This is a genomic window from Rhodococcus sp. LB1, assembly GCF_001583455.1.
Taxonomy (GTDB): domain Bacteria; phylum Actinomycetota; class Actinomycetes; order Mycobacteriales; family Mycobacteriaceae; genus Rhodococcus_F; species Rhodococcus_F opacus.
In genome coordinates this window covers 42995-69699 of the sequence record NZ_LTCZ01000335.1, presented here as the reverse complement: position 1 = coordinate 69699, position 26705 = coordinate 42995, and the positions used below count along the sequence as shown (strand labels likewise).

Below are 26705 nucleotides of genomic sequence, written 5' to 3'. Positions count from 1 at the left end.
ACGTCAGGACGGCGCCGTCCGGCGGAATGTCCGTGAGCGGTCCTCGAGGACTGCGGAAGACCAGGCTGACCCGTTGCCGGCTGACGCCCAGCATCTTTCCGGTCCGGAGGAGGAACGGCACCCCACGCCAGCGGTCCGTGTCGACCCACAACCGTGCGGCGACGAACGTCTCCGTCGTCGAATCGTCCGCGACACCGTCGACGTCGCGGTACCCCTCGTACTGGCCGAGCACCACGTCGGCCGTGTCGAGCGGACGGAACGCCCCGATCACGGGTTCCCGGGCGGATTGGAGATCGTCGGCGCCCAACGTCTCCGGCGGCTCCATCGCGATCTCGGCGGCGACCTGGAACAGGTGTGTCACCAGCATGTCCAGGACGGCGCCGGTGGCGTCGTAGAACCGGGCGCGGTCGTCGATGTCGAGTGTCTCGGGCACGTCGATCTGGACCTGCTCGACGTGTTCCCGATTCCAGACGCCTTCGATCAGCCCGTTGGCGAAGCGCAGGATGTGCAGATTCTGGGTGCTCTCCTTGCCGAGAAAATGATCGATTCGATAGATCTGCTTCTCGTCGAGGACATGGTGCACGGCGTCGTCGAGTTCGGTGAACGCCTCCTGGGACGTCCCGAACGGCTTCTCGTACACGACGCGTGCGCCACGGGCCAGGTCGTGAGCGCCGAGCGCGCGAGTGGTCACGGCGAACGTGCTGGGCGGCAGGGCCAGGTAGTGCACCAACTGCGCGTCTGCCGCGCCGAGGTCTTCCCGCGCCTGCCGAACGGCCGCCGGGAGCGTTCCCGGGTTGTCCGGGGTGAAACCGCCGCCGGCGAATCTCAACCGCCGGGCGAACGTGTCCCAGTCGGTGTCGTCGTGCGGCACTCCGAACTGGTTCACGACGTCGCGCACGTGGTCGCGGAACTGATCGTCGGAGACGTTGCCCCGGCCGGTGCCGATCAGCATCCACTCGGAGTTCAGGAGCCCTGATAGAGCGAGCTGGAAGAACGCGGGGAGGACCATGCGTTTGGACAGGTCCCCGGTGGCACCGAAGAGGACGAAGATCGTGGGACCGAGCTGCGGTCTGTCAACCATTGCTCCATCATGCGCCACGTGGGCACACCGGGCAGGGCATTCCGGCGGTGTCGTCGGGTGCGCCCGGTGACTTCTACCCGGACGTCGGGTGCGATCTGCGGCGAACTCGTTGCTGCCCAACGACTCCGGTGATCAGCGGGACGCGTCCGGTGGGACCTCCGGCAACCCCTCGCTGGCGCGGAGTTTCTCGGCCATCGTGGTGAGCAGATTCTGCGACTCTTCGGAGAGGTCGAACGCGCGGCTGGAGAGCTTGCGAAGTCCGTATCCCTGGAGTTGAGAGAGAAGCTCGAGATCGTGGTCGATCTTCGCGGCGTAGATGTCGTTGAAGAAGTAGTCGGGCTTCACCTTGAAGAAGCGGGCGAACGCCGCGACCGTCTCGTCGGAGGGGTTGGTGCGTTGTCCCGACCGGAGCTGGGAGATGTAGGGCTTCGAGATCTGGTGTCCGTCTGCGATGAGTGCCGCCGCGACCTCGGCGTTGGTATGCGGTTTACGTCCCGGAGGGTGGACCGTGTCGAAGAGCTTGTTCAACCGCGCAGCAAAATCTGCCATTGTGAGCCGCCGGGTCCTCTCTCGTGCGGGCGTCAGTCGTGTGAACGACACCGTACCACGATGATAACCGATTGATAACTCACGGACATAGAGGCAAAACGTCGTCCGCCGGCTCCGTGCTTATCTCATATATGTTTCAACGATCGCGCGTTCCCCGCTCGCGGATCGCCGACATTTCGGGCGCCCTCTGCGCTCGTCACGCGCGTTCTACCGTTGAAAGTTCAAGAGAGGCGCGGGGGTGGGGTGAGCGGAGCCCGCCGTGCCGGTTGTGGTCGCCGACCCGATTGCGTGGTTGCTCTTTCAATCACTGAGAGTTAGCTGGCAACATTGCAGGGGTGTGTTCCGTGAGGCTGCCCGGCAAATACCCCCAGTTCAGGGCCACTGTGTTGCGTTGCGCATCGCAACGTGGAGAGGTCGCTCGCGGCCCGCGGGGCCTCGTGAACAGTACTGTGAAGTAGGGGCATCCGCACGGGCACCGGGCCGCGCGCCGCCGATCCTCCCTTCGTCTGTCGCATGATCTTCGCGGGTTCGCTCCGCCCAGTTGGACGATGGTCCAGGTCAGGCAGGGTTCCGCCGCTCCGGCACGCTCCCGAGTCTGGCCAAATCTGAAGCCGTCGGGGATGATTGTGATATGGAACACAGAATGAGTGACGCCGAGCTTCGGAAGGCGATTCGAGTTCTGCGCGAGCGCGCCGACGACGCCCGGCACCGAGGAAACGACGACGACGCCAACGGGATCGAGAGGACGATTCGTACCTATCAGGAAGAAATGACCCAGCGGTTGTGAACCGTCACGAACCGGCCCGGCGAGGGTCGGTTCGCGTTTTCCTCGGGAAAGGCGCCCTGCAGTTGCGTGCGCGCAATCAGATTGCGTGCGTAGACTTCCAGCCGACACGGATCGGTGACGACGGGGGCGCGCACGGCTATGGCGATCAAGACGCTGGACGGCAAGAAGTGCCTGATCACGGGTGCAGGTAGCGGGATCGGGCAGGCGACCGCCCTGGCGGCTGCGGCGGAGGGCGCCGAACTCTTCCTCACCGACATCAACGAGGTCGGCCTGGCGCAGACGGTCGAACAAGTAGGCAGCCGCGGGGGCACCGTCAGTTTCTCGCGTGCACTCGACGTGTCCGACTACGACGCTGTCTCCGCATTCGCCGCCGATGTCCACGATCAGTTCGGCAGCCTCGACGTCGTCATGAACGTCGCCGGTATCTCCGCGTGGGGGACTGTCGAGAATCTCGAACACCGCCACTGGAAGTCCATGGTGGACGTCAACCTGATGGGTCCGATCCACATCATCGAGAGTTTTCTGCCCTCGATGGTGCGGGCGGGGCGCGGCGGTCACCTGGTCAACGTCTCTTCGGCCGCCGGTTTGCTGGCGCTCCCGTGGCATGCGGCTTACAGCGCAAGCAAATTCGGGCTCCGCGGAGTGTCCGAGGTTCTGCGGTTCGATCTCAAACGGCACGGCATCGGCGTGAGCCTCGTGGTTCCCGGCGCGGTCAAGACGCCGCTGGTGGGCACGGTCGAGATCGCCGGGGTCGATCGCGACGACCCGCGCATCCAGAAGGCGGTCCACCGCTTCGAGAAGCGGGCCGTCACGCCCGAGAAGGTCGCGTCCTGCATCATCGCCGGCATCAAGAAGGACCGGTACCTGGTGTACACGTCGCCGGACATCCGGTTCGGCTACTGGTGGGCGCGCAAGTTCTCGCCGCCGTACGACTTCGTGATGCAGCGGGCCAACGACCAGTTCAGCAAGTTCCTGTAGGAGCTAGAACTCTCCGCCTGGGGTGGGGGCGCTCGGGGCCAGTACCGTCCCGTCGGTGAATCGGACGCCGTCGGTGCACCGGCACTCGACCTGCCCGCCGCCGAACTGCTCCGCGTGCAGTCGCGCGTACAACCCTTGTCGTGCAAGGAGTTCGGTGTGCGTGCCGCGCTCGATCAGTGTTCCCTCGTCGATCACGAAGATCACGTCCGCATGCTGAATGGTCGACAGCCGGTGGGCGATCGCGAGGGTGGTGCGTCCGCGCATCACCTCACCGAGAGCTCGCTGGACGAGTCGCTCGGAGACCGTGTCGAGCGCGGACGTCGCCTCGTCGAGGATCAGTACGCGGGGGTTCTTCAGCAGCACCCGCGCGATGGCCAATCGCTGCTTCTCGCCACCGGACAGGCGAAATCCTCTTTCGCCCACCAGGGTGTCGTATCCGTCGTCGAATCCGAGGATGCGGTCGTGAATGTTGGCGGCCGCGGCGGCAGTCTGCAGTTCGGCATCGGTCGCGTCCGGTTTGGCATATCGAAGGTTGTCGGCGATCGAGGCGTGGAACAGATACGGGTCCTGGGTGACCATTCCGACCGCCTCGGCGAGCGAGCTCATGGTCAGGTCGCGCACGTCGTAGCCGTCGACCCGGACTGCGCCACTGTCGACCTCGTACAGGCGCGGCACGAGGTAGCAGAGCGTGGTCTTGCCTGCGCCGGACGGACCGACGAAGGCGGCGAGCTGACCCGGGTCGATCTCCAGGGACGTGCCCGCGACCGCCCAGCGCCGGCTGCGACGTTCCGCCGGTTCGGTTTCGGGCGCCGCCGCGGCCGGGAAGCGCGGCGCGACGGTCGCGACCCCGCGCATGCCGCCTCCGCCGCCGCGACCCAGACTGCGCAGCGCCACCGGGTCGGGATCTGCGGTGGCCAGCCGGACGGGCGCGGGATACGCGAAGTACACGTCGTCCAACTCCACCCGGCCGGGGGAGTCCGCAGGCAACTCGACGGCGTCCGGGCGGTTCACGATCGCGGGCTGCAGGTCGAGGTACTCGAAGATGCGGCGGAACAACGCCATCGACGTCTGGACGTCGAGGGTTACCCGCATCAGCGAGACCAACGGTTGCAGCAACCTGGCCTGCAGGGTCGAGAACGCGACGAGTGTGCCCGCCGAGAGTGCCGCGGAACCGCCGCTGACGAGATACCCCGCCAGCAGGTAGACGAGAGCGGGCGTGATCGCCATGAACGAGCTGACGACGGCGAAGAAGCCCTGGCCCGTCATGGCTTGCCGCACCTGAAGCTCGGTCTGCCGCGCGTTCTCGGTCCGATAGCGGTCGAGTTCGGTGTCGGCCTGGTTGAACACCTTCGTCAACAGCACACCCGAGACGCTCAGCGCTTCCTCGGTGATTGCGGTCATGTCCGACAACGACTCCTGCGTTTTGCGCGCCAGAACGCGTCGCCGGGCGCCGACCCGCCGCTGCAGGTAGACGAAGCCGGGAAGCAGTGCGACGGCGAGAAGCGTCAGCTGCCACGACAGCAGCAGCATCGCGATGAGGGACGCGGTGACGGTGACGACGTTCGACAGGATGCTCGACGCCGTGGAGGTGAGAACCGACCGCACCCCACCGACGTCGTTGGCCAGCCGCGATTGGATCGAGCCCGTTTTGGTGGACGTGAAGAACGCCAGTTCCATCTTCTCGAGGTGGGCGAAGAGGCGCTCCCGGAGATCCGCCATCGACAGGTTGCCGACCTTGGTGGTGAGGTAGCTCTGGCCGACGCCGATCAACGACCCCGTGAGCGTCACCGCGATCATGGCCACGACTAGCCACAGCAGCAGTGTCAGATGAACACCGCTGCCGTCGGTGGGGAACAGTGCGCGGTCGAACACCGCCTTCGTGAGGAAGGGATTCACGATGCCGAGCAGTGAGGACACGACGATGGCGGCCGCGACGAGCACCAGCCGCCCGCGGTAGGGACGCAGGAGCGCCCAGATGCGGGGGAGCAGCGAAGGCTCGGCGGGTGCCTCCGAAGCCTGCTGTGTGGATGTGGGACCGGTCGCGGGCATCTCCCCATCGTGCCCATCCCCCGCGGTCCTGGCGAACCGATTCGATGCGGCCCGTCCTGCTGCTCCGGTCGGGTGGTTACTGTAGGTCCCCCTGCTCGGGGATATCGAGTTCGTCTCGCACCGCGGAGAGGAAGTCGTCCTGGGCGCTCATCCCGGCCTGGAAGTGGTCGGCGAACTGTTGTTGGCGGGTGGACAGGGTGTCCGCCGACACGGCGTCATCCGTCGCGAAGTCGGTGCTCAGCCAGCCGATCGTCTCGGATCCAGCCAGATACTCGACCACCATTCGCCGTGCCGATTCCACGACCGGTTCGGATCCGATCAACTCCACCGCCGTGAACTTCGAGACGAGGACGATGTTCTGTTGCGGTAGCGGGCGGAGGACGTCGGCGATCATGGTCAGGAGATCGGTTCCGTCGAAATGGTCGAAGCCCACCGAGACGGCACCCGAGGTGACACGCACCTCGTTGGCTGCGGTCAGGAGTTCCGAGTAGATCTGCTGCCGCTGCGTTCGCAGGAACTCGTTCGAGGATTGGTTCACCGTCGCCTCCACCTGATTCGACGTGTTCAGCAAGGTGAACACCCCTCCACACACGGAACCGATCAGGGTGCCGACGACGGCGATCGAGGCGACGAGCATGCTGAGCCGGAACTCGTGGCGCCGCCCGTCCGTTCGATCGACAGTTGTGACGCCGTCACGCTCGTTCATCGTCCTGCTCCCTTCGGCCCACCACCGGTTTCCTCCGACGTTCCCGCACGGCCGGCGTCTCGTCGCGCGTAGTCGACTACTCGGGTTGTGACACCCCGTCGAGAGCGCTGAGCCGGGCCACCTGCGCCGCGAGGTACTGCTGCTCCGGCACACTGGTGGTGCGGTTGGCCGCCGAGCGGTAGTGCGTGAGGGCCGATTCCGTGTCGCCGGCCATGTCGAACAGGTGAGCGCGCACGGCGTCGAGGCGATAGTGCCCGGCCAGGGTGGCGTCGAGGGAGTCGAGCATCGTCAGCCCCGTGGCCGGACCGTGCACCATCGCCGCGGCCACCGCGCGGTTCAGCGTCACCATCGGATTGTCCGACATGCGCTCGAGCAGGCCGTACAGCGTGAGGATCTGCGCCCAGTCGGTGTCTTCGACCCGATCCGCGTCGTCGTGGACCGCCGCGATTCCGGCCTGCAGTTGGTAGGCCCCGACCGAACCGTGGGCGACGGCGTCCAGCACCACCCGCTGACCCTCGACGATCAACTGCCGGTTCCACAGCGTGCGATCCTGCTCGGCCAGCGGGATCAGCTCCCCGTGCGGGCCGGTGCGGGCGGGGCGGCGGGCGTCGGTCAACAGCATCAACGCCAGCAGCCCCCCGACTTCACCGTCGTCGGGCAGCATCGCGTGCACGGCCCGGGTGAGCCGGATCGCCTCGGCGGACAGTTCGGTGCGGTGCAGATGGTCGCCGATGCTGCTGGCGTAGCCCTCGTTGAAGATCAGGTACAGCACGTGCAGGACGGACCGCAGGCGTTCCGTCCACTCGTCACCCGTCGGCCGCCGGAACGGTATCCCCGACGCCGTGATTCGCTGCTTTCCGCGGCTGATCCGTTGAGCCATGGTCGATTCCGGGACCAGGAACGCATTGGCGATCTCCGCGGTGGTGAGCCCCCCGACCGCGCGCAGTGTCAACGCGATGGCCGAGGCCGGTGTGAGAGCAGGATGGCAGCACAGGAACAGCAGGAGCAGGGTGTCGTCGCTGTCCGGCACGTCCGTCGACGGCGGCTCCTGCCGGGCAGCCACCTCCTCCCGCCTGCGGCGTGCGATCTCACTGCGGATCCGATCGGTCATCTTGCGGGTGGCGGTCTGGATCAACCAGCCCCGCGGATTGTCCGGCAACCCCTCCCGCGGCCAGTGCCCGGCCGCCGCGAGCAGCGCCTCCTGCACCGCGTCCTCGGACCCCTCGAAATCACCGGTCCTCCGCACGAGTGCACCGAGGACCTGCGGCGCGAGTTCGCGCAGCAGGACCTCGATTTCGGCGTCGGTTCTCACAGATCGGTATCGGGCGCGCCCATAACCTGCCGGACCTCGATCGGATGCTGGATCGGCACCCCGTCCGGACCCGGTGCCGCCGACGTCTGCGCGGCGATCTCCAGCGCCCGCTCCTCGGATTCGACGTCGACCAAGCGGTACCCGGCGAGCAGTTCCTTCGATTCGGGGAACGGTCCGTCGGTCACCACCGGAGCACCCTTGCCGTCGAACGTGACACGTTTCGCGACGTCCGGTCCGGCGAGCCCCTGAGCGTCGACGAGTTCACCCTTGGCGATCAGCTCCGCGTTGAGATCCTGCTGGAACCGGATGTGCGCCTGCACGTCCTCCGGCGTCCACTCGGTCATCGGCACGTCGCACCCCGCGCCGCCCTCGTAGTGCTGCAGCAACATGAACTTCGGCATCTCTGTCTCCTCACCCGGTGTGGCGCCCATTCTGGCGCTTTCGGGAACAGGACGGAGCACATCCGAGGTTCTCGACATACTTCGGGAACTTTTCGAAGAAATCTTTTCAGCGGTGCCCGGCGTGCAGACAGTCCTCGAACAAAGTGCGCACCTCGTCGACGTGCCGGTCGAGATCCGCGAGGTCCCAGCCGACGGTCGGCACGGGTGCGAGGACGTCGACATCGACCGTGCCGGGGTGCGCGACCAGCGAGTTCCGCCACATCCGTTCGCCCGCGTTGTGGATGACGATCGGCACGATCGGCACGCCCGCCTGCATCGCCAGGTGGAATCCGCCCTTCTTGAACCGGCCGAGGCGCGGAGTCGGCGAGCGGGTGCCCTCGGGCGCGATCGCGATGGAGATGCCGGACTGCAGTTTCTCCACGGCCGGGCGGAGGGCCGCCCTCGCCTTCGTGCTGTCCGCCCTGTCGATGTACGCGACGTCGAGCAGAGCCCCCACGGGAATGAACCGGGGATCGCGCGCAGCCTCCTTCTTCGCGACGCCGGTGACATCGCGCCGGATGACGCTGCCGATCACCAGCATGTCGAGCGAACTCTGGTGATTGAACATGAAGACCGCGGGCCTGGCCGCCCACGCGTTCTCCTTGCCTTTGATGCGCACGTTGATCCCGCAGATCGCGAGCGCGAGATCCGGGCCGAAGCTGCCGACCAGGTTGGCGCCCGTCTGCCGATTCTGGGTGAGCAGGCCGGCGGAGACACCGAACGCGGCCGCCCCCATCAGGGCGCCGATCGCGGTGGTGGTACGGGCGATGGACATCGGGTCGGCGCCGCTCTCCGGAGGTCGCAGATTCACCGACGGCCAACCGTTCTGCCGCGCGGTCGCCGCCAGCTTGCGGTCGGGGTTCAGGGCCACGGGATGTCCCACCGACTTCAGCATCGGAACATCTTCAGCGCCGTTGGAGTACGCGAAGCTGTCACCCAGATCCGCTCCGTGCTTCTCGGCGTACTCGCGCAGTGCCTCGGCCTTGGCCGGACCCCACAGCGGCGGCGATTCGAGTTTCCCGGTGAGCATCCCGTCCAGAACCGCGGGCCGGGTGCACAGCACGTCCTCGGCGTCGATGTCGAGGTCCGCGGCCACCGACAGTGCCTGATAGGGGGTGGCGGAGGTGGCCATCACCACCCTGTGACCGGCGTGCCGGTGCGCGGCGAGCAGTCCGCGGACCTCCGAAAAGATCATTCTCGCGATCTCCTGGCGGAACAGCCGCTGCCCCCACTCCTGCATCTCGTCCTCCATGCGCCCGGCCAGGCTCTGCACTCCGATGCGCATCAGGTTGCCGACATCGGCACCCCGGAAGCGGGTCTCCACCGCGGCGCCCGTGGTGTGCAGAAGCTCGGCCACGCTGATGTCGAAGCGACGCAGGCGGTCCCGGTAGACGACGCTCGCGGAGTACCCGCTGATCAAGGTGCCGTCCAGATCGAACGCGGCGAGGGTGCCCGGGCCGGGAACGGCGGCCGCGATGTCGTCGTGGAGACTGCGGAGATCGCTCATCTACTCACCTACCACCCATCTGGTCGAGATTCTCGTGCGCGATCGCTCGGATGCGCAGCACCTGATCGATCAGGGTCTGGAGTTCGGCGTCGAACTCGACCCGCCGGGCCGCCATGTTCTCGGCATTCGGTTCGACCAGGCCCCGGTTTCGCGCCAGCTTGAGCGCGGTCGTGAAGAGCTCCGCCGAAATCGACTCGCTGCTCCCGATCTGCTGCCGGAGACGCCGCTGCTCGGCGAGCGCGAGGCACGACGTCATGAAGGCCTTCTCGTCGAACTTCCGGTCCACCGGAGTCCGGAGCAACTGAGCGGCCACCACGGCGTACGCCTCCAGGAACGGTTGCAGAACCCGGTGCGCCAGATGAATCCGCATCCCGGACAACAGGTTCGCCGCATGCTGCGGATCACCCAGGTTCGACTCCCACGCCGGGTCGATCAGATCCAGTTCGGAACGCAGTTCCTTCCGGAAGCTGTCCTTCTCACTGAAGAAGAACTCGAACTTGAGGAGATCGCGCATGCGCAGCGCCAGATCCCATCCGTCGTTCAGCGGATCGGTGAACTTCTGGTCGACCGCCGCCCGCAGCACCATCTCCGCGATCGCCCGCATCACCAGGAAATGAATGGTGTTGTTGCGGTAGAACGCTGCGACGAGGTGTTGATCCCGGCCGAGGTAGAACACCCGCTCGCTGCCCTGATCGAAACTGCGCAGCACACCGGAATCGAGGTGCGTGCGCACCGCCTTGCGGATCACCTGCGGGTCGGTCAGGTCGACGTCGCCCGCGGTCGGCAGCGAGCGCGCGGTGATGTAGTCCACGAGCGGCCCGAGGATCGCGCCGACCTCGGCGACGGTGAGCGCCCGGTCCTCGATTCCGAGAAACGCGAGCATCACGAGAGAGGACGCGGTGACGGGTGTGACCTCGTTGATGCGGTGACACACCTCGAACGCCGTCTTCTGCACCGCCAGCCGCAGGTCGTCCTCCTGGCCGAGGTAGTCCGCCAGCGACATCGGCCTGCCGACGTTGACGTGCGCGACGCCGTGCCGTTGCCCCTGCGCCCGAACGTATCCGAAGAGCCAGCGCAGACTCTCCTTGCTCTTCGCCTGGCCGTGTGCCTCCGCCGCCATCGCCCCGACCTCGTAGAGCTGGTCGTAGGTCAGCGACACCGGCACCAGGTACACGTCGGACATGCCACTGTCCTGGAAGGCCTTCGCGAGGTAGTTGAGCAGACCGAACCGCGGCGGCCGCAACTTCCCGGTACGGCTGCGCCCGCCCTCGATGTACCACTCGAGGTTGAACCGTTTCGTGAGGAGATAGCGCATGTACTCGCGGAGCGTCCACTTGTAGATCTCGTCGCCCTCGATCTTCCGGCGGATGAACACGGTGCCGCTGCGCTTGCCGATCGGTCCGATCGGCCAGAAGTTGATGTTCAGACCGCCCATCACGTGATTGAGCGGAAGGTCGTTCGCCAGCAGCGCCGGCCGCAGCACCAGCGGGTCGAGGTACGAGCGGTGGCTCGGCAGGAACACCAGGGAATGTTCCTTGTTCAACTCGCGCAGTTCGTCGAGCCGGGTGGTGTCGACGTCGAGACGGTAGGCGCGGGAGAAGTAGCGGCCCAACTGGTCCCACAGCGCGATGGCGCGCCTGCTCTGGGCGGCTACCATCTCGTCCAGCGCGCCGCGGGCGCGGCGATCCACCTCGGCGACGGGCAGATTCAACTTGCCCGACAGTGCGTGGGTGCCGTCGTGATACCGGCTGGCGTCGGTGATCTCGTCGACGACGAACCTCGACACCTTGTACTGCGTGCCCAGCAGGGTGCGCTCGGCCCGCTCGAGGGTCAGCGCGGCCTGGCGGCGAATGAAGTCCGGAAGCGACCCGCCGCCGTTCTCCGCGAGCCGCCGCTCGAGGTCGCTGAGCGGGGCCGGGTCGCCTTCCAGGACCTGGCACCGGGCCGGGTCGTCGCGCATCACCCGGCGCTGCATGTTCTGGCCGGGGTGCAACGGGTCGCGCAGCGACAGCGTCTCCCGGAATCGTTGCGCGCCGTCCGGGTGGGTCTCCTTCGGCAGCCACACCACCCGGAGCGGGGTGAGCAGCGGATCGTCCTTCCGGCGCACGAGATCGGCGAGGGCCTGGTCGGTGACGCGGACCGTCGGAGGCGGCTGACCGGAGTCGTTCGCCTGCCGCTCCAGCCACGTGCGGAGAACGTCGTCCTCCATGTCGCTCATCGTCTCGATGAGATAGACCCGTGGCCGTGTCGTCTGCTCGTCCATCGCGCCAGCCTTTCCTTTCACCCGCGGCCCAGTTCGACGATCTCGTCGAGACTCTCCTGCAGGCACGACATGAACCGCGCCGGCTCGGTGACGGCGGCGGTGTCGAGATTGACGCCGATGCAGCACGTGCCGACGTGGGAGACGAGGGTGGCCATGACCGCGCAGCCGGGGGCCGGGCCGAACGGGAACATCCGCTCGATCCGGGCGCCCGCCAGGTACACGGGCACGGGGACACCGGCGACGTTGCTGGCCTGTAGATCGAGACCCGTCGACTGCGAGAGGTACCAGTTCGCCAGCACCACTGTCGGAAGCCGGACCAGGAGCGGGGCGGCTGAATCCAGCAGTCCGAGTGCGGGTTCCTGGCGCAGCCCCAGGATGATCGCGCGCACCTTCTCGATCCGCGCGACGGGGTCGCGCTCACCGACCGGTCCGGCGAATCGGGCCGCGGCGAACCGGTTGCCGCCCGTGGGATCCGACGCCGAACGCATGCTCACCGGCATGCCCACCGGAATCGTGTCGAGGTCGTGGCCGAACGATTCGTGATAGCGGCGGAAACCGCCCAGCAGGGCGGCCACATACGCGTCGTTCAACGACCCGCCGGCGACGTGAGCGGCGGAACGCAGCTCGTCGACACTCACCTCGAGCACCCCGAACCAGCGTCCCAGTCCGCGGTCGCGGAGCAGGTCCGAACCCGTGGTCGAGGGAGGGGTCACCACCCTGCGGATGGAGTTCGCGTAACCGGCGACCTCCGTGACACTGCCCACCGGGTCGCCGACGACGGTCATCGCCGTCCGCACCGCGCCCCGGATCAGGCCGCCGAGACGACCGGGGGCGCTGCGCACGTTGTCGAGTGCCTGCTCGAACAGGGCGCCGCCGCCCGACATCTGCTCCGGTAACGGTGCAGGCCGATCCGGTTTGTCCGGCGACGGTTCGGGGCGCCTGCTGTGCAGCAGCGTCATCAACTGGATGCCACCGAGACCGTCCGTGATGCTGTGGTGCGTCTTCACCACGTAGACGGCGCGGCCGTCGTCGAGTCCCTCGATGAGCATCGCGCTCCACGGCGGCCGGGCGCGGTCGAACGGCTCGGTCGCCATGTGCCTGCACATCCGCAGCGCGTGGTCGAACGTCGCCGGCTCCGGCAGGCGCACCCGCGACAGGTGATAGTCGAGATCGAACTCGGGGTCGACGGACCACATCGGGTTGCCCAGCCGCAACGTCGGCTCCACCACCCGCATCCGGATGCGCGGCACCATGTGCGACGCCCATTCGTGGGCGCGCACCAGCCGGTCCCAGTCCGGCGGTTTGTCGAGCACGTCGACCGCGACGATCGGTGAGCGCAGCTTCGGCTGCACCTCCTCCATCCGCCACATCCCGGTCTCGAAGTCGGACATCGTGCGGTCCGCTCCCCAGGCGACGTCGGAGAAATCCACGTCGACGGCACTCGGCGGTATCAGAGGTTCGCCGTCGGCCATGCCCACCCTCATTCGGTTACTCGAGTTGCCCTCAGCTGCTGCTTTTCCAGTGTGGACCCGCCCCGCAGATCGCGTCCCTGGTTCCGGCGGATTGCGCACCGGACTTTCTGTCTAAGGTGAGGACGTGCCGACTCTCCACCACGCGACGCTCGACAGGATCGACCCGGCCACGCTCTACCGGATCATGGTGCTGCGGACCGACGTGTTCGTCTTCGAACAGGGCATCGTGTCGGAACCCGAACTCGACGGACGCGACCTCGAACCGACCACCACCCAGTTCTGGGCGGAGGAGGACGGCGAGGTTCTCGCGACACTGCGGGTGCTGGCCGACGAACCGACACTGCACCTCGGACGCGTCGCCACCGCCGCCCCCGCCCGGGGGCGGGGACTCGCGGGACAGCTGCTCGAAGCCGTGTTCGAGGCGTTCCCGGGACCCATCGAGATCTCCGCCCAGGCCTACCTCGAAAACTGGTACGGCCGCTACGGGTTTCGCGGAACCGGCGAGAACTACCTCGAGGCCGGTATCGACCACCTGCCGATGAGGCGCTCCGCGCCCGTGCGTGGTTGACGAGTCCGTGGACTCCTTCACCACGCACGGAGTTGTCGTAGGCTGCCGTCATGGCGAAAAGCTTCGACTACTCCGAAGAGATCGCGTACCCACTCGACCGGGTGCACGCGACGGTGACGGATCCGGCGTTCTGGCAGCACCGGTTCGAAGAGGCGCCGGAGAAACTCACCCTCGACGACAGCCGTGGCCCCGGCACGCTGACCGCGACGATGCGCGACACCATCGGCGCGTCCTCCCTCCCCGGGCTGGTCCGCAAGGTCGTGTCGGGTGAGCTGAAGGTCGAGCGCGCCGACGAGTGGGGTGCCCTCGACGGCGACCACGCCGACGGCCGGGTCAGTGGCAGTTCCACCGGCATCCCGGTGAAGATCGAGAGCGCGGCGGTGCTCCGCGCATCCGGCGACGTCACCGTCCTGCGCCTCGCCGGATCGGTGCAGGTCAAGATTCCGCTGGTCGGCGGGCAGATCGAATCCCTGGTCAGGAAGCTCGTCGGCGACATGGTCGGGCAGGACCGCGACGCGATCGAGAAGTGGCTCGGCGACCACTGACGCTCACACTCCGGACGCCGGGCGGTCGAGTTCGACGTCCAGCGTGCGGGCACCCGGCCCCGCCGTGCCCAGCCGGTCGTGGGAGTTGACGATCGCGCAACTCCCCAGCGACAGACACCCGCAGCCGATGCAGCCGGTCAGGTTGTCGCGGAGCCGGATCAACTGCTCGATCCGCTGATCGAGATCCGCATGCCACCGCGTCGAGAGCTTCTCCCAGTCCTTGCGGTTCGGCGTGCGGCCCTCCGGCAGGGTCGCGAGGGCCTCCCGGATCTCGGCGAGCGGAATCCCGACCCGCTGGGCGATGCGGATGAACGCCACCCGCCGTAGCGTGTCCCTGCGATAGCGACGCTGATTGCCGGACGTCCGCCTGCTGGTGATCAGCCCCTCGCGCTCGTAGAAGTGCAACGCCGACACCGCCACGCCACTGCGCTCCGACAGCTGTCCCGGCGTCAGTTCCTTGGCTCTCCACTCGGGCATCTCCACGACAGGCAACCTTTCACGCGGTTACCTGAACAATACTCGAGGTCAGTCGCGGCGGAGATGTCCGTGCAGGTGGTGTGTGAGCGGAGTCAGGTCGTGCGCAATCCACAGGTCGTACGTGAGGTCGCCGCCGCGCACCGACAACTGTCGCCGGATGCTGTGCACCGGTTTCGCGTCCGGCGACGCGCTCAGCGCCACCATCGACAACTCGATGGTCCCCTCCCGGATCTGACCACGGTGGATCTCGGTGAATCCGGTCGGCTGGGCCACGAGCAGTTCCGCCTCGTCCTCGGCGACGAGCCGCAGGAACCCGGACTCCGAGTGCAACGGCCGACCGCTGCCCGCCTCCCGTGTCCGAGACCGGTACGCCAGGAACGGTTTACCGGTGGGGGCGAATTCGATCTCCTCGGTGTACGCGAAGTTGTCGATCGTCGGGTACGCGCCCTCGCCCTCGCCGCGCCAGAGACCGGAGAACGGCGCCAGGGCGGAGGGAACGGACGGAAGTGGGGGCGTGTTCGCAGACGAACTCGCCGCCGCATCCGAGTGCGCCGGCGAGAGAGTCGAGTTCTCGTCCATGAGAGATACCTCCGCCGTTTCACGGTACTCGCCTGCGGCGCCGAGGGACACGGTCGGCCGCGAAGCGTTTGAGCGTGCCTGCCGGGCCCTCCGGCATTACCGTCTAGACATGAACGCGTCCGGTTCTGCACCGCTGGGGGCCAACTCCGAAGTCGGGCAGCTGCGTGCCGTCCTCCTGCACCGGCCCGGGGACGAACTGAAGCGGCTCACGCCCCGCAACAACGACCAACTGCTCTTCGACGGACTGCCCTGGGTCGACCGCGCGCAGGAAGAGCACGACGCGTTCGCGGACCTCCTGAGCAGCCGCGGCGTCGAGGTCCTGCTGCTGTCCGACCTGCTCACCGAGACACTCGGCACCAGCGGCGCCGCGCGCATACAGGGCATCGGCGCGGCCGTCGACCCCCGCAAACTCGGGCACACCCTGGCGCAGGAACTGGCCGCGCACCTCCGCGGTGTCCCGGCCCCCGAACTCTCCACCATCCTCACCGCGGGGATGACCTTCGACGAACTTCCCGTCGCGGCCAACACGGCGTCGCTGGTCCGGCGCATGCACCACGGCGGCGACTTCGTCATCGACCCGCTGCCCAACCTGCTGTTCACCCGGGACTCGTCGTTCTGGATCGGACCCCGCGTCGCGATCACGTCCCTCGCCCTGCCCGCCCGCGTCCGCGAGACGTCCCTCACCGACATCATCTACGCCCATCACCCGCGTTTCCGTGGCGCCCGGCGCGCCTACGAATCCCACACGGCCCCCGTCGAAGGCGGCGACGTCCTGCTCCTCGCACCGGGAGTCGTCGCCGTCGGAGTGGGGGAGCGCACCACACCGGCCGGCGCCGAGGCGTTGGCGCGCAGCGTCTTCGAGGACGAACTGGCACACACCGTGCTGGTGGTGCCCATCGCGCAGGCCAGGGCGTCGATGCACCTCGACACCGTCTGCACGATGGTCGACCACGACGCCGTCGTGATGTACCCGATCATTCAGGACACGCTGTCGGCGTTCACCATTCACCGCGAGGACAAGGGCGTGTCGATCCGCGGAGCCGATCCGTTCCTGACCGCCGCGGCCGAGGCCATGGGCATCGGCAAACTGCGCGTCATCGACACCGGACTCGACAACGTCACAGCCGAACGCGAGCAATGGGACGACGGAAACAACACGCTCGCACTCGCACCCGGCGTCGTCGTCGCGTACGAACGGAACGTCGAGACCAACGCCCGGCTCGAGGCGTCGGGCATCGAGGTACTGCGGATCGCCGGTTCCGAACTCGGCTCGGGTCGCGGTGGACCCCGCTGCATGTCCTGTCCGGTGGCCCGCGACCCGCTGTAGGCGCGAAGCGCCTAGAGGACCTCGCGGACCTTCTCGGCCGGGCGGGCGAGGACGGTGCCCTTGTCCGTCACGACGATCGGTCGCTCGATGAGGATGGGGTTGTCCACCATCGCCTCCAGCAGTTCGTCCTCGGACGCCTCGGCGAGCGCGAGCTCCTTGAAGACGGCCTCCTTCTTACGGATCGCCTCGCTCGGCTTCAGCCCGGCGTCGTCGAGAAGTTTGCGCAACCCGTCCCGCGAGGGCGGGGTCTCGAGGTACTTCACGACGGTCGGCTCGATGCCCGCGTCCCGGATCAGTCCGAGGACGGTGCGGGACGTGTTGCATCGCTGGTTGTGGTAGATGGTCGCGGTGTTCGCCATACCCGACATTCTGCACCGGGGAACAAACGCGCCCGCAGGGAGCGCTGAACCTGGGGTAGTAACTCGTGAATAGTCGACGAAAGAGGGAGATCGATCATGGCCGAGCACAGGGACGCGACTCCGCGGCGAATCGTCATTGCCGGTGGACACGGGAAGATCGCCCGTCACCTCATCAAGATTCTCACCGCGCGCGGTGACCGTGCGGTCGCGCTGATCCGCAACCCCGACCACGAGCACGAGGTGGCGGCGCTCGGCGCCGAACCGGTGGTGATCGATCTGGAGACGGCGAGCGCGGACGACGTGGCGAAGACGCTCGTCGGTGCGGACGCCGCGGTGTTCGCCGCGGGCGCAGGCCCGGGCAGCGGTATCGCCCGCAAGGACACCGTCGATCGCGGGGCCGCGGTTCTCCTCGCGGACGCCGCCGAGAAGGCGGGAACGCGGCGATTCGTCCAGATCAGTTCGTTCGGGGCGGGGGAGCCGATCCCCGAGGGCACGGACGACGTGTTCGCCGCCTACCTCGTCGCGAAGACGGCCGCCGAGGAAGACCTGCGCGCCCGCACCCACCTCGATTGGACGATTCTCCGCCCGGGCGGTCTGCTCGACGACGACCCGACGGGTCACGTCACGCTCACCGCGCCGCCACTCGAGCGCGGCACCGTCACGCGCGCCGACGTCGCCGCAGTGGTCGCGGCGCTTCTGGACCACCCGGAGACTGCGAAGAAGACGCTCATGCTGACGTCCGGTCCGACACCGATCGCGGAGGCCGTCGCCGCGGTGTAAGCATTGCGGCGCCGCAACCGCGCAACTACGGTCTGATACAACGCGTGGAACAACGGAGGTGGCGCCGGCCGTGGACATCGACATCGATCCGGATTCGTCGACCGCCCCGTTCGACCAGTTGCGATTGCAGATCATCGAGCAGGTGCGCAGTGGGCAGCTGATCGCGGGAACGAAGATCCCCACAGTCCGCGCGCTCGCCGTCGAGGTGGGTCTCGCACCGAACACGGTCGCCAAGGCGTACCGGGAACTCGGCGAGCAGGGTGTCATCGAAACCCGGGGCAAGCAGGGCACGTTCATCGCGAGCGGCGGTGACCCCATTCGCGCCGGCGCCGAGAAGGCCGCAACAGGGTATGTGCAGGAACTGCGGAAGCTGGGGGTGTCCGACGAGGAGATCCTCGGCTTCGTGCAGTCCGCTCTCCGCGGCGCCGAATGAGGTCGGCGCCGTCTCCAGAAGGTGTGACCCCAGAAAGGTAGACGCTCGGTATGGCTTCCGCACTCTTCCGCGACCTCGCACTACTGATTGCCCGGATCGGACTCGGCGTCGTCTTCGTCGCGCACGGCTGGCAGAAGTTCTTCGACTACGGAGTGAAGGCCACACAGGCGTCGTTCGCCGACATGGGCGTCCCACTGCCCGACATTTCGGCTGTTGCGGCCGCCACTATCGAACTCGCGGGTGGATTTGCTCTCATCGTGGGAGTGGCCACACCGATCGCCGGAATCCTGCTGTTTCTCGACATGCTCGGAGCGCTGATTCTGGTGCACGCGGACAAGGGTGTCTTCATCGCGAACGGAGGGTACGAACTCGTCGTCGCACTCGGCGTCGGGTCGCTGCTTCTCGCCGTGATCGGTGCCGGACGCCTCAGCATCGACGGGCTTCTCGGAAGAGGCTCGGGATGGGGAAAAACCGCAGCGTAACGATACTGTCGACTGGGTCTCGATTCGGTGTGAAGCGGTGGGCTAGCTTGCTTTTACCATCGAAAATGACCAACGTAGTTGTTCATGGCAATGAATACTGATCTGCCTGATCAAGGTTCCGAGACCGCTGACGCGAGCGTCGGCGGAGGGCTCAAACGGGTCGGTGTTCGCACCGACCGCGTCGTGTTCTCCGCCGCTGCCGCCGCGGTCTCGGCAATCGTCGTCTGGGGGCTCGTGGCCCCCGACAATCTCGACTCCACGACAGGTAAGGCACTCGACTGGCTGGTCACCGACATGGGCTGGTTGTTCGTCCTGTCGGCGTCCGGGTTCGTCCTCTTCTCACTGTGGCTCGCGTTCAGCAAGTTCGGTCAGATTCCGCTCGGCAAGGACGGCGAGCAGCCCGAGTTCCGGACGGTCAGCTGGATCGCGATGATGTTCAGCGCCGGCATGGGCATCGGACTGATGTTCTTCGGTGTCGCCGAACCGCTCGCGCACTACGTGACACCCCCTCCGGGTTCGAACGGTGGCATCGGAACTGCGATGGCCACCACCATGTTCCACTGGAGCCTGCACCCCTGGGCGATGTACGCGGTTGTCGGACTGTCGATCGCGTACGGCTCGTACCGGAAGGGTCGCAAGCAGCTGTTCAGCTCCGCATTCATCCCGCTGCTCGGCCGCCGCGCGGAGGGGCCGATCGGTAAGTTCATCGACGTCCTCGCCATCTTCGCGACGCTGTTCGGCACCGCCGCTTCGCTGGGCCTCGGCGCACTGCAGATCGGTTCCGGCTTCCAGGTCGTCGGGTGGATGTCGCAGGTCAGCACGTTCCTGCTGGTCGCCATCGTCGCCCTGCTGACCCTCGCATTCGTGGCGTCCGCCGTGTCGGGTGTCGCCAAAGGAATCCAGTGGCTTTCCAACACCAACATGGTGCTCGCCGTCATCCTGGCCTTGTTCGTGTTCGTCGTGGGACCGACGGTCCTGATCCTCAACCTGCTGCCCACGACGATCGGCGCTTACGCCGCGCAGCTCGCGCAGATGTCGGCCCGCACCGGAGCGTCGTCCGATCCGGCGACCGGCGAATGGTTGTCCTCGTGGACCATCTTCTACTGGGCGTGGTGGATCTCCTGGACCCCGTTCGTCGGCATGTTCCTGGCACGCATCAGCCGTGGCCGCACCATCCGCCAGTTCGTTGTCGGCGTGATCGTGGTGCCGAGCGCCGTGAGCCTCGTGTGGTTCGCGATCTTCGGTGGTGCCGGAATCAGCGAGCAGCGTGACGGAATCGACCTCGCCGGGCAGGACACCCAGGAGGGGCAGCTGTTCGGCATGCTCAATCACCTGCCGCTCACCGGCATCACCACCGTCCTGGTGATGATCCTCGTGGGGATCTTCTTCGTCTCCGGCGCCGACGCCGCGTCGATGGTGATGGGCACCCTGTCGCAGCGCGGTTCGCTGGAACCGCAGCGCTGGGTGGTCGTGTTCTGGGGTGTGCTCACCGGAGGCGTGGCCGCGCTCATCCTGTGGACCGGCGGCGACACCGCGCTCGACGGACTGCAGACGATGACGATCATCGCCGCGGCGCCGTTCGTCATCGTGATGATCGGGTTGTGCTTCTCGCTCTACAAGGATCTGTCCCGCGACCAGATGATCGTCGACGGCCGGGAGATGCGGAGAGAGATGCGGAGAGTGGCGGCGAAACGTCGTCGCGACCGGATCTCGTCCCGCTAGAGAAACAGTCTGCGAGCCGCTCGGTGTCCCACGGGACCCGGGCGGCTCGACTCATTCCGGGGTCAGCGCCAGCTGGGAAGCCACAGTTGGTGCTGCCACGTGTCCGGGGTGATCGGGACGGCCGTGAGGATCGGCCACAACCAGATGAAGTTGGCGACCACGAGCCCCACATAGAGGCAGACGGCGAGCAGGCCTGTGGTGCGGCGTTCGAACGACGCCTTCGCGCTTCCCAGGATGTCACCCAGGACCAGCGCGAGACCCATCACCATGAACGGCGCCAGCGCCACCGCATAGAAGTAGTACATCTGGCGGTCCAGGGTGGTCAGCCACGGCAGGAACGCGGCGCCGTAGGCGGTGAGGACGGTGGCGTACCGCCAGTCCTTCCGCACCACGGTCTGCCACAGCGCCCACGCGAGCATCGGCAGTGCCAGCCACCACATGGCGGGCGTCCCGATGAGCATGACGGCCTTGACGCAACTCGACGCTCCGCAGCCGGTGACGTGATCGCCCTCGGCGAAGTAGTACAGCATCGGGCGCAGACCCATCGGCCACGTCCACGGCTTCGACTCCCACGGGTGATGATTGCCCGCCGAATTGGTGAGGCCTTCGTGGAACTCGAGGACGTTGCCGCTGTAGTACCACAGCGAGCGGAGCGCGCCCGGCACGAACGACCAGGGGCCGCCCGTCCCGATCTCGTTGCCCACGGCATGCCGGTCCACGCCGGTCTCGCTGGCGAACCACGCCCAGTAGCTGGCGAGATACACGAACAGCGGCACGACGACGAGCGCGTACAGCGCCGGGCCCACGTCGCGGACGCCGGCACCGAACCACGGGCGCCGCACCCCGTAGGCGCGTCGGGCCGACACGTCGAATGCGACGCTGAGCAGCCCGAAGAACACGATGAAGTAGACGCCCGACCATTTGGTGCCGCACGCCAGACCCAGCATGATCCCGGCGCCGAATCGCCACCAGCGCACACCGAGGCGTGGGCCCCAGTCGCTGTCGCCGATCCGGCCCTCGTCGTATACCCGGGCCATCCGCTCGCGGACCTGGTCGCGGTCCACGATCAGGCAGCCCAGAGCGGCGACGGCGAACAGTGCCAGGAAGATGTCGAGCATGCCGAGCCGGGAGGACACGAACGTGACGCCGTCCGCGACCAGCAGGATCCCGGCGAGGCCGCCGATCAGAGTGGATCGGGTGAGCCGGCGGACGATGCGGATCACCAGGAGGACCATGATCGTGCCGGCCACCGCGGAGGCGAAACGCCAACCCCAGCCGTTGTAGCCGAAGATCGCCTCGCCCATCGCGATCAGCTGTTTGCCGATCGGCGGATGCACCACAAGCCCGTAACCGGGATTGTCCTCGAGCCAGCCGCCGGTGAGCACCTGCCAGCCTTGCGGCGCGTAGTGCTTCTCGTCGAACACGGGAGTGCCCGCGTCCGTCGGGTATCCGAGCATCGTGAACCGGGTGATCGCCGCGATCGCCGTGACGAACAGGGTGACGACCCAGCCGCGGGCGCGGTCGACGGGACCGAAGTCGGGGGGCGGCACGAGCGGCGCCGGTCCGACCATGGACGGCTGTCGTGCGGAGGGCGTCGGTCGCTCGTCCGTCAGCATCGTCACGCCGCAATCGTAGGCTGTGGGTCATGACTGGTCGCCTAGTGCTCGCCGCAACACCGATGGGGGACGTGGGTGACGCCTCGCCGAGGCTGCGTACGGCGCTGGAGACGGCCGACGTCGTCGCCGCCGAAGACACCCGCCGCACCAAAGCCCTCGCCTCCGCTCTCGACGTGACGATCACCGGCAAGGTCGTCAGCTTCTACGACCAGGTCGAGACGGCCCGGCTGCCCGCCCTCGTCGCCGACGTCGCGTCCGGCAAGACCGTTCTCCTCGTCACCGACGCCGGCATGCCCTCGGTCAGCGACCCCGGGTACCGGCTGGTGTCGGCGTGCGTGGCCGAGGATCTGGCGGTGACGTGCCTGCCCGGACCGTCGGCGGTCACGACGGCGCTCGCGCTGTCCGGGCTGCCCGTCGAACGGTTCTGCTTCGACGGCTTCCCACCCCGGAAGCAGGGCCAGCGCAAGACGTGGTTGCAGGCACTGGTCGCCGAGCAACGCGCCTGCGTGTTCTTCGAGGCGCCGCACCGGCTCGCCGACTGCCTGGCCGACGCGGTCGAGGTGCTCGGTGGAACCCGCCGCGCCGCCGTCTGCCGGGAACTGACCAAGACGTACGAGGAGGTCCGCCGCGGCACCCTCGCCGAACTCGCCGAGTGGGCCGCCGACGGTGTCCGCGGCGAGATCACGGTGGTGGTGGAAGGTGCCACGCTCGTCGCGTCCGACCCCGCCGACCTCGTCGACGAGGTGGAGCGACTCGTCGCGGACGGCACCCGGCTCAAGGACGCGTGCGCGCTCGTCGCCACCACCGGTGTGTCGAAGCGGGAACTCTACGAAACGGTGCTGGCCTCCCGGAAGGACTAGGCGGCCTGCGAGCGCTACCGCCGGAGGGCACGCTCCCCGGGAGCCAGCGAGGCGTCGTCGGCGGCCGCCTGCCCGGCGTACCAGCCGTTGGCGTCGACGGCCCTGCCGCGCGCCTTCTTGGTACGCGGAAACAGACGGTCGAACTCGGCGTCGACGGCCTCGGACTTGGTGGCCAGAATCGGCAGCAGATCGTCGACCGGGATCGACGCCTCGTCGGCGGCCTCGGCCGTGGCCCGGCTGTCGGCGTCGCGCAACCGCTGCCCGATGCGACTGGCGAAGCCCGCGAGGAAACCCTTGCGGAACGACGTGGTCCGTGAACCACCGCGACTGTCGGCGTCCGCGAATTGCATTGCGCGCGTCGCCTGCACGAGCAGCGACGTGAACAGCATGTCGACCTGCTGGAGGTCGAGGGGGGTTCCGACCACGGTCGCGATGGCGAGGGAGCTGAACCACACGGCGCGCACCCGGTTGGAGTCGCCGATCTCGGTGAGAAGGTGGACCTTCTCCTTGACGTACGGATTCTCCAGATGGATGCGGCGACTGTGCACCGCCGTGTTGCCCGCCCCGTTCTGAGTGTGGAGGAGAGCGGAGTTGATCGCGTAGCGCGTCATCAACTCCTGCGCCTTCGCGGTGAAGATCTCCGCCTCCTCCGCGAAATCGGTGGCCTCGGCCTTCGCGAGCAACCCGCGGATCCTGTTGAGCACCTTCGCGTCGGCCTCGGTCTCACCCGGCACCGCCGCGGCCGGGTCGGCGACCCGCACGACTGGCCACGTCGACGGCGGGGGAGCGAGCACCGTCCAGCCGGGCAGGTTCGTCCACGTCAGCGACAGGTCGGTGAGCTGGTAGACGGAGTGGTACGGGTCTTCGAACAACAGTCCGGCCGCGAGCGCCCGAACGTCGGGACCGTCGACCGGAACCCGCCCCGCCAGGTGCGACGCGCCCGGGTACTGCTCGCCGATGGTGCGGAGTTGCTCCACCCAGTCCCGCGGCGCCCGGTGCGCGGCGCGCGTGCGCTCCGCCTCGTGCAGCACCAGCGCCGCCGCCAACGCTGCGTCGGACGGCTCCTTCGATCTCCGCGCCAGATGCACGACGTCGGCGGGCTGCCATCCACGCTCGTACGCGGCCGACAACTCACCCATCAGGGTGTGGACTGCCGCCGCGGCCTGAGGGCTCACTTCGTCGTCGAACACGCGCGCTCCGTTCCCGAATCCACCGTGAGGAGATCGAATGTATGTTCTATTCGGCGTCATGGGGAGAGTGTGCATGCGGGGTCCGACAAAAACGGACCCCGCGTGGATCAGTCCTCCACGTAACGCGGGAACACGCCCGACGGCGCCGGCAACGGGGTGCCCGCCACGATGCGCGTCGGAAGGTCGCTGAACTGCCGCGCGTCTGCCTTCTGGCCCAGTAGGTCGAGGATCTTCTCCGCGGCGTCCGGCATCACCGGCTGCACGAGGATGCCGACGATCCGCACCACTTCGAGCGTCACGTACAACACCGTCGCCATCCGCTCCGGATCCGTCTTCCGCAGAACCCAGGGCTCCTGCTTGGAGAAGTACCGGTTGGTCTCGCCGAGAACCGACCAGATCGCCTCCAGCGCGAGATGCAGTGCCTGGACGTCGTATTCGGCGCGAACCCGCACGAGCAGCGCATCCGCCTGCGCGAGCATCGCCGCGTCGTCCTCGGTCAGCTCGCCGGGGGTCGGGACCTGGGCGTCGCAGTTCTTCGCGACCATCGACAGCGACCGCTGCGCGAGGTTGCCGAGCTCGTTCGCCAGGTCGGCGTTGATCCGGGTGACGATGGCCTCGTGGCTGTAGCTGCCGTCCTGGCCGTAGGAGATCTCGCGGAGCAGGAAGAAGCGCACGGCGTCGAGGCCGTACTGCTCCACCATGGCGACGGGGTCGACGACGTTGCCGACCGACTTCGACATCTTCTCGCCCTTGTTGTAGAGGAATCCGTGCACGAAGACGCGCTTCGGCAGTTCGATTCCCGCCGACATCAGGAACGCCGGCCAGTAGACGGTGTGGAACCGGGTGATGTCCTTGCCGATGATGTGCAGGTTCGCAGGCCAGAACTTGCCGAACTGCTCGGAGTCGGTATCGGGGTATCCGGCGCCGGTCAGGTAGTTGGTGAGCGCGTCCACCCACACGTACATCACGTGCTCGGGATGCTCGGGGACCGGAACGCCCCAGTCGAACGTCGTGCGGGAGATCGACAGGTCCTTCAGTCCGCCCTTGACGAAGCTGACGATCTCGTTGCGCCGCGTCGCGGGCGCGATGAAGTCGGGGTTCTCCTCGTACAGGCGGAGCAGCTTGTCCTGGTACTCGGACAGTTTGAAGAAGTACGTGGACTCCTCGGTCCACTCGACCGGGGTGCCCGTCTCGGTGGACAGGCGTGAACCGTCGTCCTGCAGCGTGGTCTCGGCCTCGGTGTAGAACGCCTCGTCGCGGACCGAGTACCAGCCCGAGTACGTGTCGAGGTAGATGTCGCCGTTTGCGAGCATCTTCTGCCAGATCGCTTTGCTGGCTTCTTCGTGATCGGCGTCCGTGGTGCGGATGAACCGGTCGAAGGAGATGTTCAACGTCTTGTCCATGGCCTCGAACACGTCCGAGTTCCGCGCGGCGAGCTCACGGACGTCGATGCCTTCCTTGGCCGCCGTCTGCTGCATCTTCAGGCCGTGCTCGTCGGTTCCCGTCATGAAGTAGACGTCGAACCCGTCCAGACGCTTGAAGCGTGCGAGGGCGTCGGAGGAGATGTACTCGTAGGCGTGGCCGATGTGCGGGACGCCGTTCGGGTACGCGATCGCCGTCGTCAGATAGAAAGGTGGCCGCGAGGCGGTGGAATCAGCAGCATTCATGGTGCGACCACTCTATCTGCGCGCCGCCGTTTCGTGACGCGCAGATTCGGGTTCTAGGCCGGTCCGGTGCCGTCCTCGTCGGTGACGGTGCGTGACTCGTACGCCGCGCGGGCCGACTTGTTCGTGGACCTGACCTGGTCGGGAACCATCCGGCGGATCGCGAAGTCGCGGGCGAACTGCGGAAAGACGGTGACCAGCCGGGCCAGCGGACCGACGTACCGGGGGATGGTGACCTCGAACCGGGGCCGGTGGATCACCGCGACGACGGTCTTCGCGACGTCGGCCGGTGTCAGCAATTTTGCCGCGCCCGTCGCGGTGCCGGCCGCGAGTTCGGTGTCGACGACACCGGGCATGATCACCGAGATCTGCACGCCCGACCCGCGCAGCTCCTCGCGGACGCCGGTCAGGTAGCCGAGGACGCCGTGTTTCGTCGCGGCATACGTCGACTCGCCGGGTGGCGCGACCTTGGACGCTACCGACGCCACCGTGACGATCTGACCGTGGCCGCGCGCACGCATCGCCGGCGCCGCCAGTCTCACTCCGCGGATGACCCCGTGCAGGTTCACGGCGAGCTGCCGATCCGTCGCGGATTCGGGTTCCTCGTCGAACTTCCCGACCCACATCACGCCCGCATTGTTGACGAGCACGTCGATCGGGCCCCAGTGATCCCCGACGGCCGTGAGGAATGCCGCGAACGACCCGGTGTCGGTGACGTCCAGTTCGAGGCCCTCCACCGTTCCGCCCGCCCGGCCGAGTTCGTCCGCGGTCCGGCGGGCCGCGGCGCCGTCGACGTCGCCGATCGCGACCCGGGCGCCGGCCAGTGCCAGCTGTCGGGCGATCTCCCGCCCGATTCCTCTCGCACCGCCGGTCACCGCGATCACGCGGCCGTTCATCGAGCTCGAAGTCATGGACACGGCTCCCTCCCCGTCGGGGAGAAAGTACCGCATGTGACACGT

The 26705-nt window shown here is 67.4% G+C and carries 26 protein-coding genes; 10 read left to right on the top strand and 16 right to left on the bottom strand.

The window, feature by feature from the left end:
* Positions 1-1081: glucose-6-phosphate dehydrogenase (locus AZG88_RS34700; RefSeq protein WP_061700363.1), on the bottom strand; the 1081-nt coding region annotated here is incomplete at its 3' end.
* Between the two features lie 132 nt (positions 1082-1213).
* Entirely contained in the window at positions 1214-1630 is a 417-nt protein-coding gene (locus AZG88_RS34695; RefSeq protein WP_005238699.1) for a helix-turn-helix domain-containing protein, read from the bottom strand.
* A 643-nt stretch (positions 1631-2273) separates the two neighbouring features.
* Between AZG88_RS34695 and AZG88_RS53090 the strand changes: the two genes are divergently transcribed.
* Positions 2274-2417, top strand: a complete 144-nt coding sequence (locus AZG88_RS53090) for a hypothetical protein (protein WP_005561362.1) — start codon at positions 2274-2276, stop codon at positions 2415-2417.
* Positions 2418-2555: 138 nt separating this feature from the next.
* Positions 2556-3395, top strand: coding sequence for an SDR family oxidoreductase (locus tag AZG88_RS34690; protein WP_005238704.1), 840 nt, complete (start codon positions 2556-2558; stop codon positions 3393-3395).
* 3 nt (positions 3396-3398) lie between these two features.
* On the opposite strand, the gene AZG88_RS34685 is transcribed toward AZG88_RS34690, so the two are convergent.
* The 7 genes from AZG88_RS34685 to AZG88_RS34655 all read right to left on the bottom strand — a co-directional run bounded on the left by AZG88_RS34685 (position 3399) and on the right by AZG88_RS34655 (position 13144).
* Positions 3399-5444, bottom strand: coding sequence for an ABC transporter ATP-binding protein (locus tag AZG88_RS34685; RefSeq protein ID WP_061700362.1), 2046 nt, complete (start codon positions 5442-5444; stop codon positions 3399-3401).
* Positions 5445-5520: 76 nt separating this feature from the next.
* Entirely contained in the window at positions 5521-6150 is a 630-nt protein-coding gene (locus AZG88_RS34680) for a hypothetical protein (protein ID WP_061042724.1), read from the bottom strand.
* Positions 6151-6226: 76 nt separating this feature from the next.
* Positions 6227-7462, bottom strand: a complete 1236-nt coding sequence (locus AZG88_RS34675) for an RNA polymerase sigma factor (RefSeq protein ID WP_005238711.1) — start codon at positions 7460-7462, stop codon at positions 6227-6229.
* Complete coding sequence (locus AZG88_RS34670) at positions 7459-7863, bottom strand: YciI family protein (RefSeq protein WP_025432109.1); 405 nt, start codon at positions 7861-7863, stop codon at positions 7459-7461. Before AZG88_RS34670 ends, AZG88_RS34675 begins: the two co-directional genes overlap by 4 nt.
* 106 nt (positions 7864-7969) lie before the next feature.
* Positions 7970-9409: an HAD-IB family hydrolase gene (locus tag AZG88_RS34665; protein ID WP_061042725.1), complete on the bottom strand. Its 1440-nt coding sequence runs from the start codon at positions 9407-9409 to the stop codon at positions 7970-7972.
* A 4-nt stretch (positions 9410-9413) separates the two neighbouring features.
* Positions 9414-11672 (bottom strand): glycerol-3-phosphate 1-O-acyltransferase, encoded by a 2259-nt coding sequence (locus AZG88_RS34660; protein ID WP_005238714.1) that lies wholly within the window; start codon positions 11670-11672, stop codon positions 9414-9416.
* Between the two features lie 17 nt (positions 11673-11689).
* Positions 11690-13144 carry a wax ester/triacylglycerol synthase domain-containing protein gene (locus tag AZG88_RS34655; RefSeq protein ID WP_025432110.1) on the bottom strand — a complete coding sequence of 485 codons (1455 nt, stop codon included), beginning with the start codon at positions 13142-13144 and terminating at the stop codon, positions 11690-11692.
* Between the two features lie 124 nt (positions 13145-13268).
* Here AZG88_RS34655 and AZG88_RS34650 point away from each other — a divergent pair, with 124 nt between their 5' ends.
* Both AZG88_RS34650 and AZG88_RS34645 read left to right on the top strand, forming a co-directional pair.
* The gene (locus AZG88_RS34650; RefSeq protein WP_061700361.1) at positions 13269-13712 is read left to right on the top strand and encodes a GNAT family N-acetyltransferase; all 444 of its coding nucleotides are present in this window, start codon (positions 13269-13271) and stop codon (positions 13710-13712) included.
* A 50-nt stretch (positions 13713-13762) separates the two neighbouring features.
* Positions 13763-14257: a DUF2505 domain-containing protein gene (locus AZG88_RS34645; RefSeq protein ID WP_061700360.1), complete on the top strand. Its 495-nt coding sequence runs from the start codon at positions 13763-13765 to the stop codon at positions 14255-14257.
* 3 nt (positions 14258-14260) lie between these two features.
* Here the strand turns inward: AZG88_RS34645 and soxR are convergent, their stop codons facing one another.
* A complete protein-coding gene (gene soxR, locus AZG88_RS34640) occupies positions 14261-14740 on the bottom strand; it encodes a redox-sensitive transcriptional activator SoxR (RefSeq protein WP_005238718.1) in 480 nt (159 codons plus the stop codon).
* A 42-nt stretch (positions 14741-14782) separates the two neighbouring features.
* Positions 14783-15313: an FABP family protein gene (locus tag AZG88_RS34635; RefSeq protein ID WP_061700359.1), complete on the bottom strand. Its 531-nt coding sequence runs from the start codon at positions 15311-15313 to the stop codon at positions 14783-14785.
* 109 nt (positions 15314-15422) lie between these two features.
* Here AZG88_RS34635 and AZG88_RS34630 point away from each other — a divergent pair, with 109 nt between their 5' ends.
* Complete coding sequence (locus AZG88_RS34630; protein WP_005238720.1) at positions 15423-16640, top strand: arginine deiminase; 1218 nt, start codon at positions 15423-15425, stop codon at positions 16638-16640.
* An 11-nt stretch (positions 16641-16651) separates the two neighbouring features.
* On the opposite strand, the gene arsC is transcribed toward AZG88_RS34630, so the two are convergent.
* Positions 16652-17008: an arsenate reductase (glutaredoxin) gene (gene arsC, locus AZG88_RS34625; RefSeq protein WP_005238721.1), complete on the bottom strand. Its 357-nt coding sequence runs from the start codon at positions 17006-17008 to the stop codon at positions 16652-16654.
* A gap of 87 nt (positions 17009-17095) precedes the next feature.
* On the opposite strand from arsC, the gene AZG88_RS34620 reads away from it, so the two are divergent.
* The 4 genes from AZG88_RS34620 (at position 17096) to AZG88_RS34605 (ending at position 20416) form a co-directional block, all read left to right on the top strand.
* A complete protein-coding gene (locus AZG88_RS34620) occupies positions 17096-17779 on the top strand; it encodes an NAD(P)H-binding protein (RefSeq protein ID WP_005238722.1) in 684 nt (227 codons plus the stop codon).
* 58 nt (positions 17780-17837) lie between these two features.
* A complete protein-coding gene (locus AZG88_RS34615; protein ID WP_005238723.1) occupies positions 17838-18212 on the top strand; it encodes a GntR family transcriptional regulator in 375 nt (124 codons plus the stop codon).
* Positions 18213-18262: 50 nt separating this feature from the next.
* The gene (locus AZG88_RS34610; RefSeq protein ID WP_061700358.1) at positions 18263-18694 is read left to right on the top strand and encodes a DoxX family protein; all 432 of its coding nucleotides are present in this window, start codon (positions 18263-18265) and stop codon (positions 18692-18694) included.
* 90 nt (positions 18695-18784) lie between these two features.
* Positions 18785-20416: a BCCT family transporter gene (locus AZG88_RS34605; RefSeq protein ID WP_373560036.1), complete on the top strand. Its 1632-nt coding sequence runs from the start codon at positions 18785-18787 to the stop codon at positions 20414-20416.
* A gap of 62 nt (positions 20417-20478) precedes the next feature.
* Here AZG88_RS34605 and AZG88_RS34600 read toward each other — a convergent pair whose 3' ends face one another.
* Entirely contained in the window at positions 20479-21987 is a 1509-nt protein-coding gene (locus AZG88_RS34600) for a dolichyl-phosphate-mannose--protein mannosyltransferase (RefSeq protein WP_005255423.1), read from the bottom strand.
* A gap of 74 nt (positions 21988-22061) precedes the next feature.
* Here AZG88_RS34600 and rsmI point away from each other — a divergent pair, with 74 nt between their 5' ends.
* Positions 22062-22892, top strand: coding sequence for a 16S rRNA (cytidine(1402)-2'-O)-methyltransferase (gene rsmI, locus AZG88_RS34595; protein ID WP_025432113.1), 831 nt, complete (start codon positions 22062-22064; stop codon positions 22890-22892).
* A gap of 14 nt (positions 22893-22906) precedes the next feature.
* Here the strand turns inward: rsmI and AZG88_RS34590 are convergent, their stop codons facing one another.
* Genes AZG88_RS34590 through AZG88_RS34580 form a run of 3 tightly spaced genes read right to left on the bottom strand, consistent with a single transcriptional unit; the run spans position 22907 to position 26696 of the window.
* Positions 22907-24142, bottom strand: a complete 1236-nt coding sequence (locus AZG88_RS34590; protein WP_043943668.1) for a DUF2786 domain-containing protein — start codon at positions 24140-24142, stop codon at positions 22907-22909.
* 47 nt (positions 24143-24189) lie between these two features.
* Positions 24190-25749: a methionine--tRNA ligase gene (metG, locus tag AZG88_RS34585; RefSeq protein ID WP_005238729.1), complete on the bottom strand. Its 1560-nt coding sequence runs from the start codon at positions 25747-25749 to the stop codon at positions 24190-24192.
* Between the two features lie 53 nt (positions 25750-25802).
* Positions 25803-26696, bottom strand: coding sequence for an SDR family oxidoreductase (locus AZG88_RS34580; protein ID WP_061042730.1), 894 nt, complete (start codon positions 26694-26696; stop codon positions 25803-25805).
* Between the last annotated feature and the right edge of the window lie 9 nt (positions 26697-26705).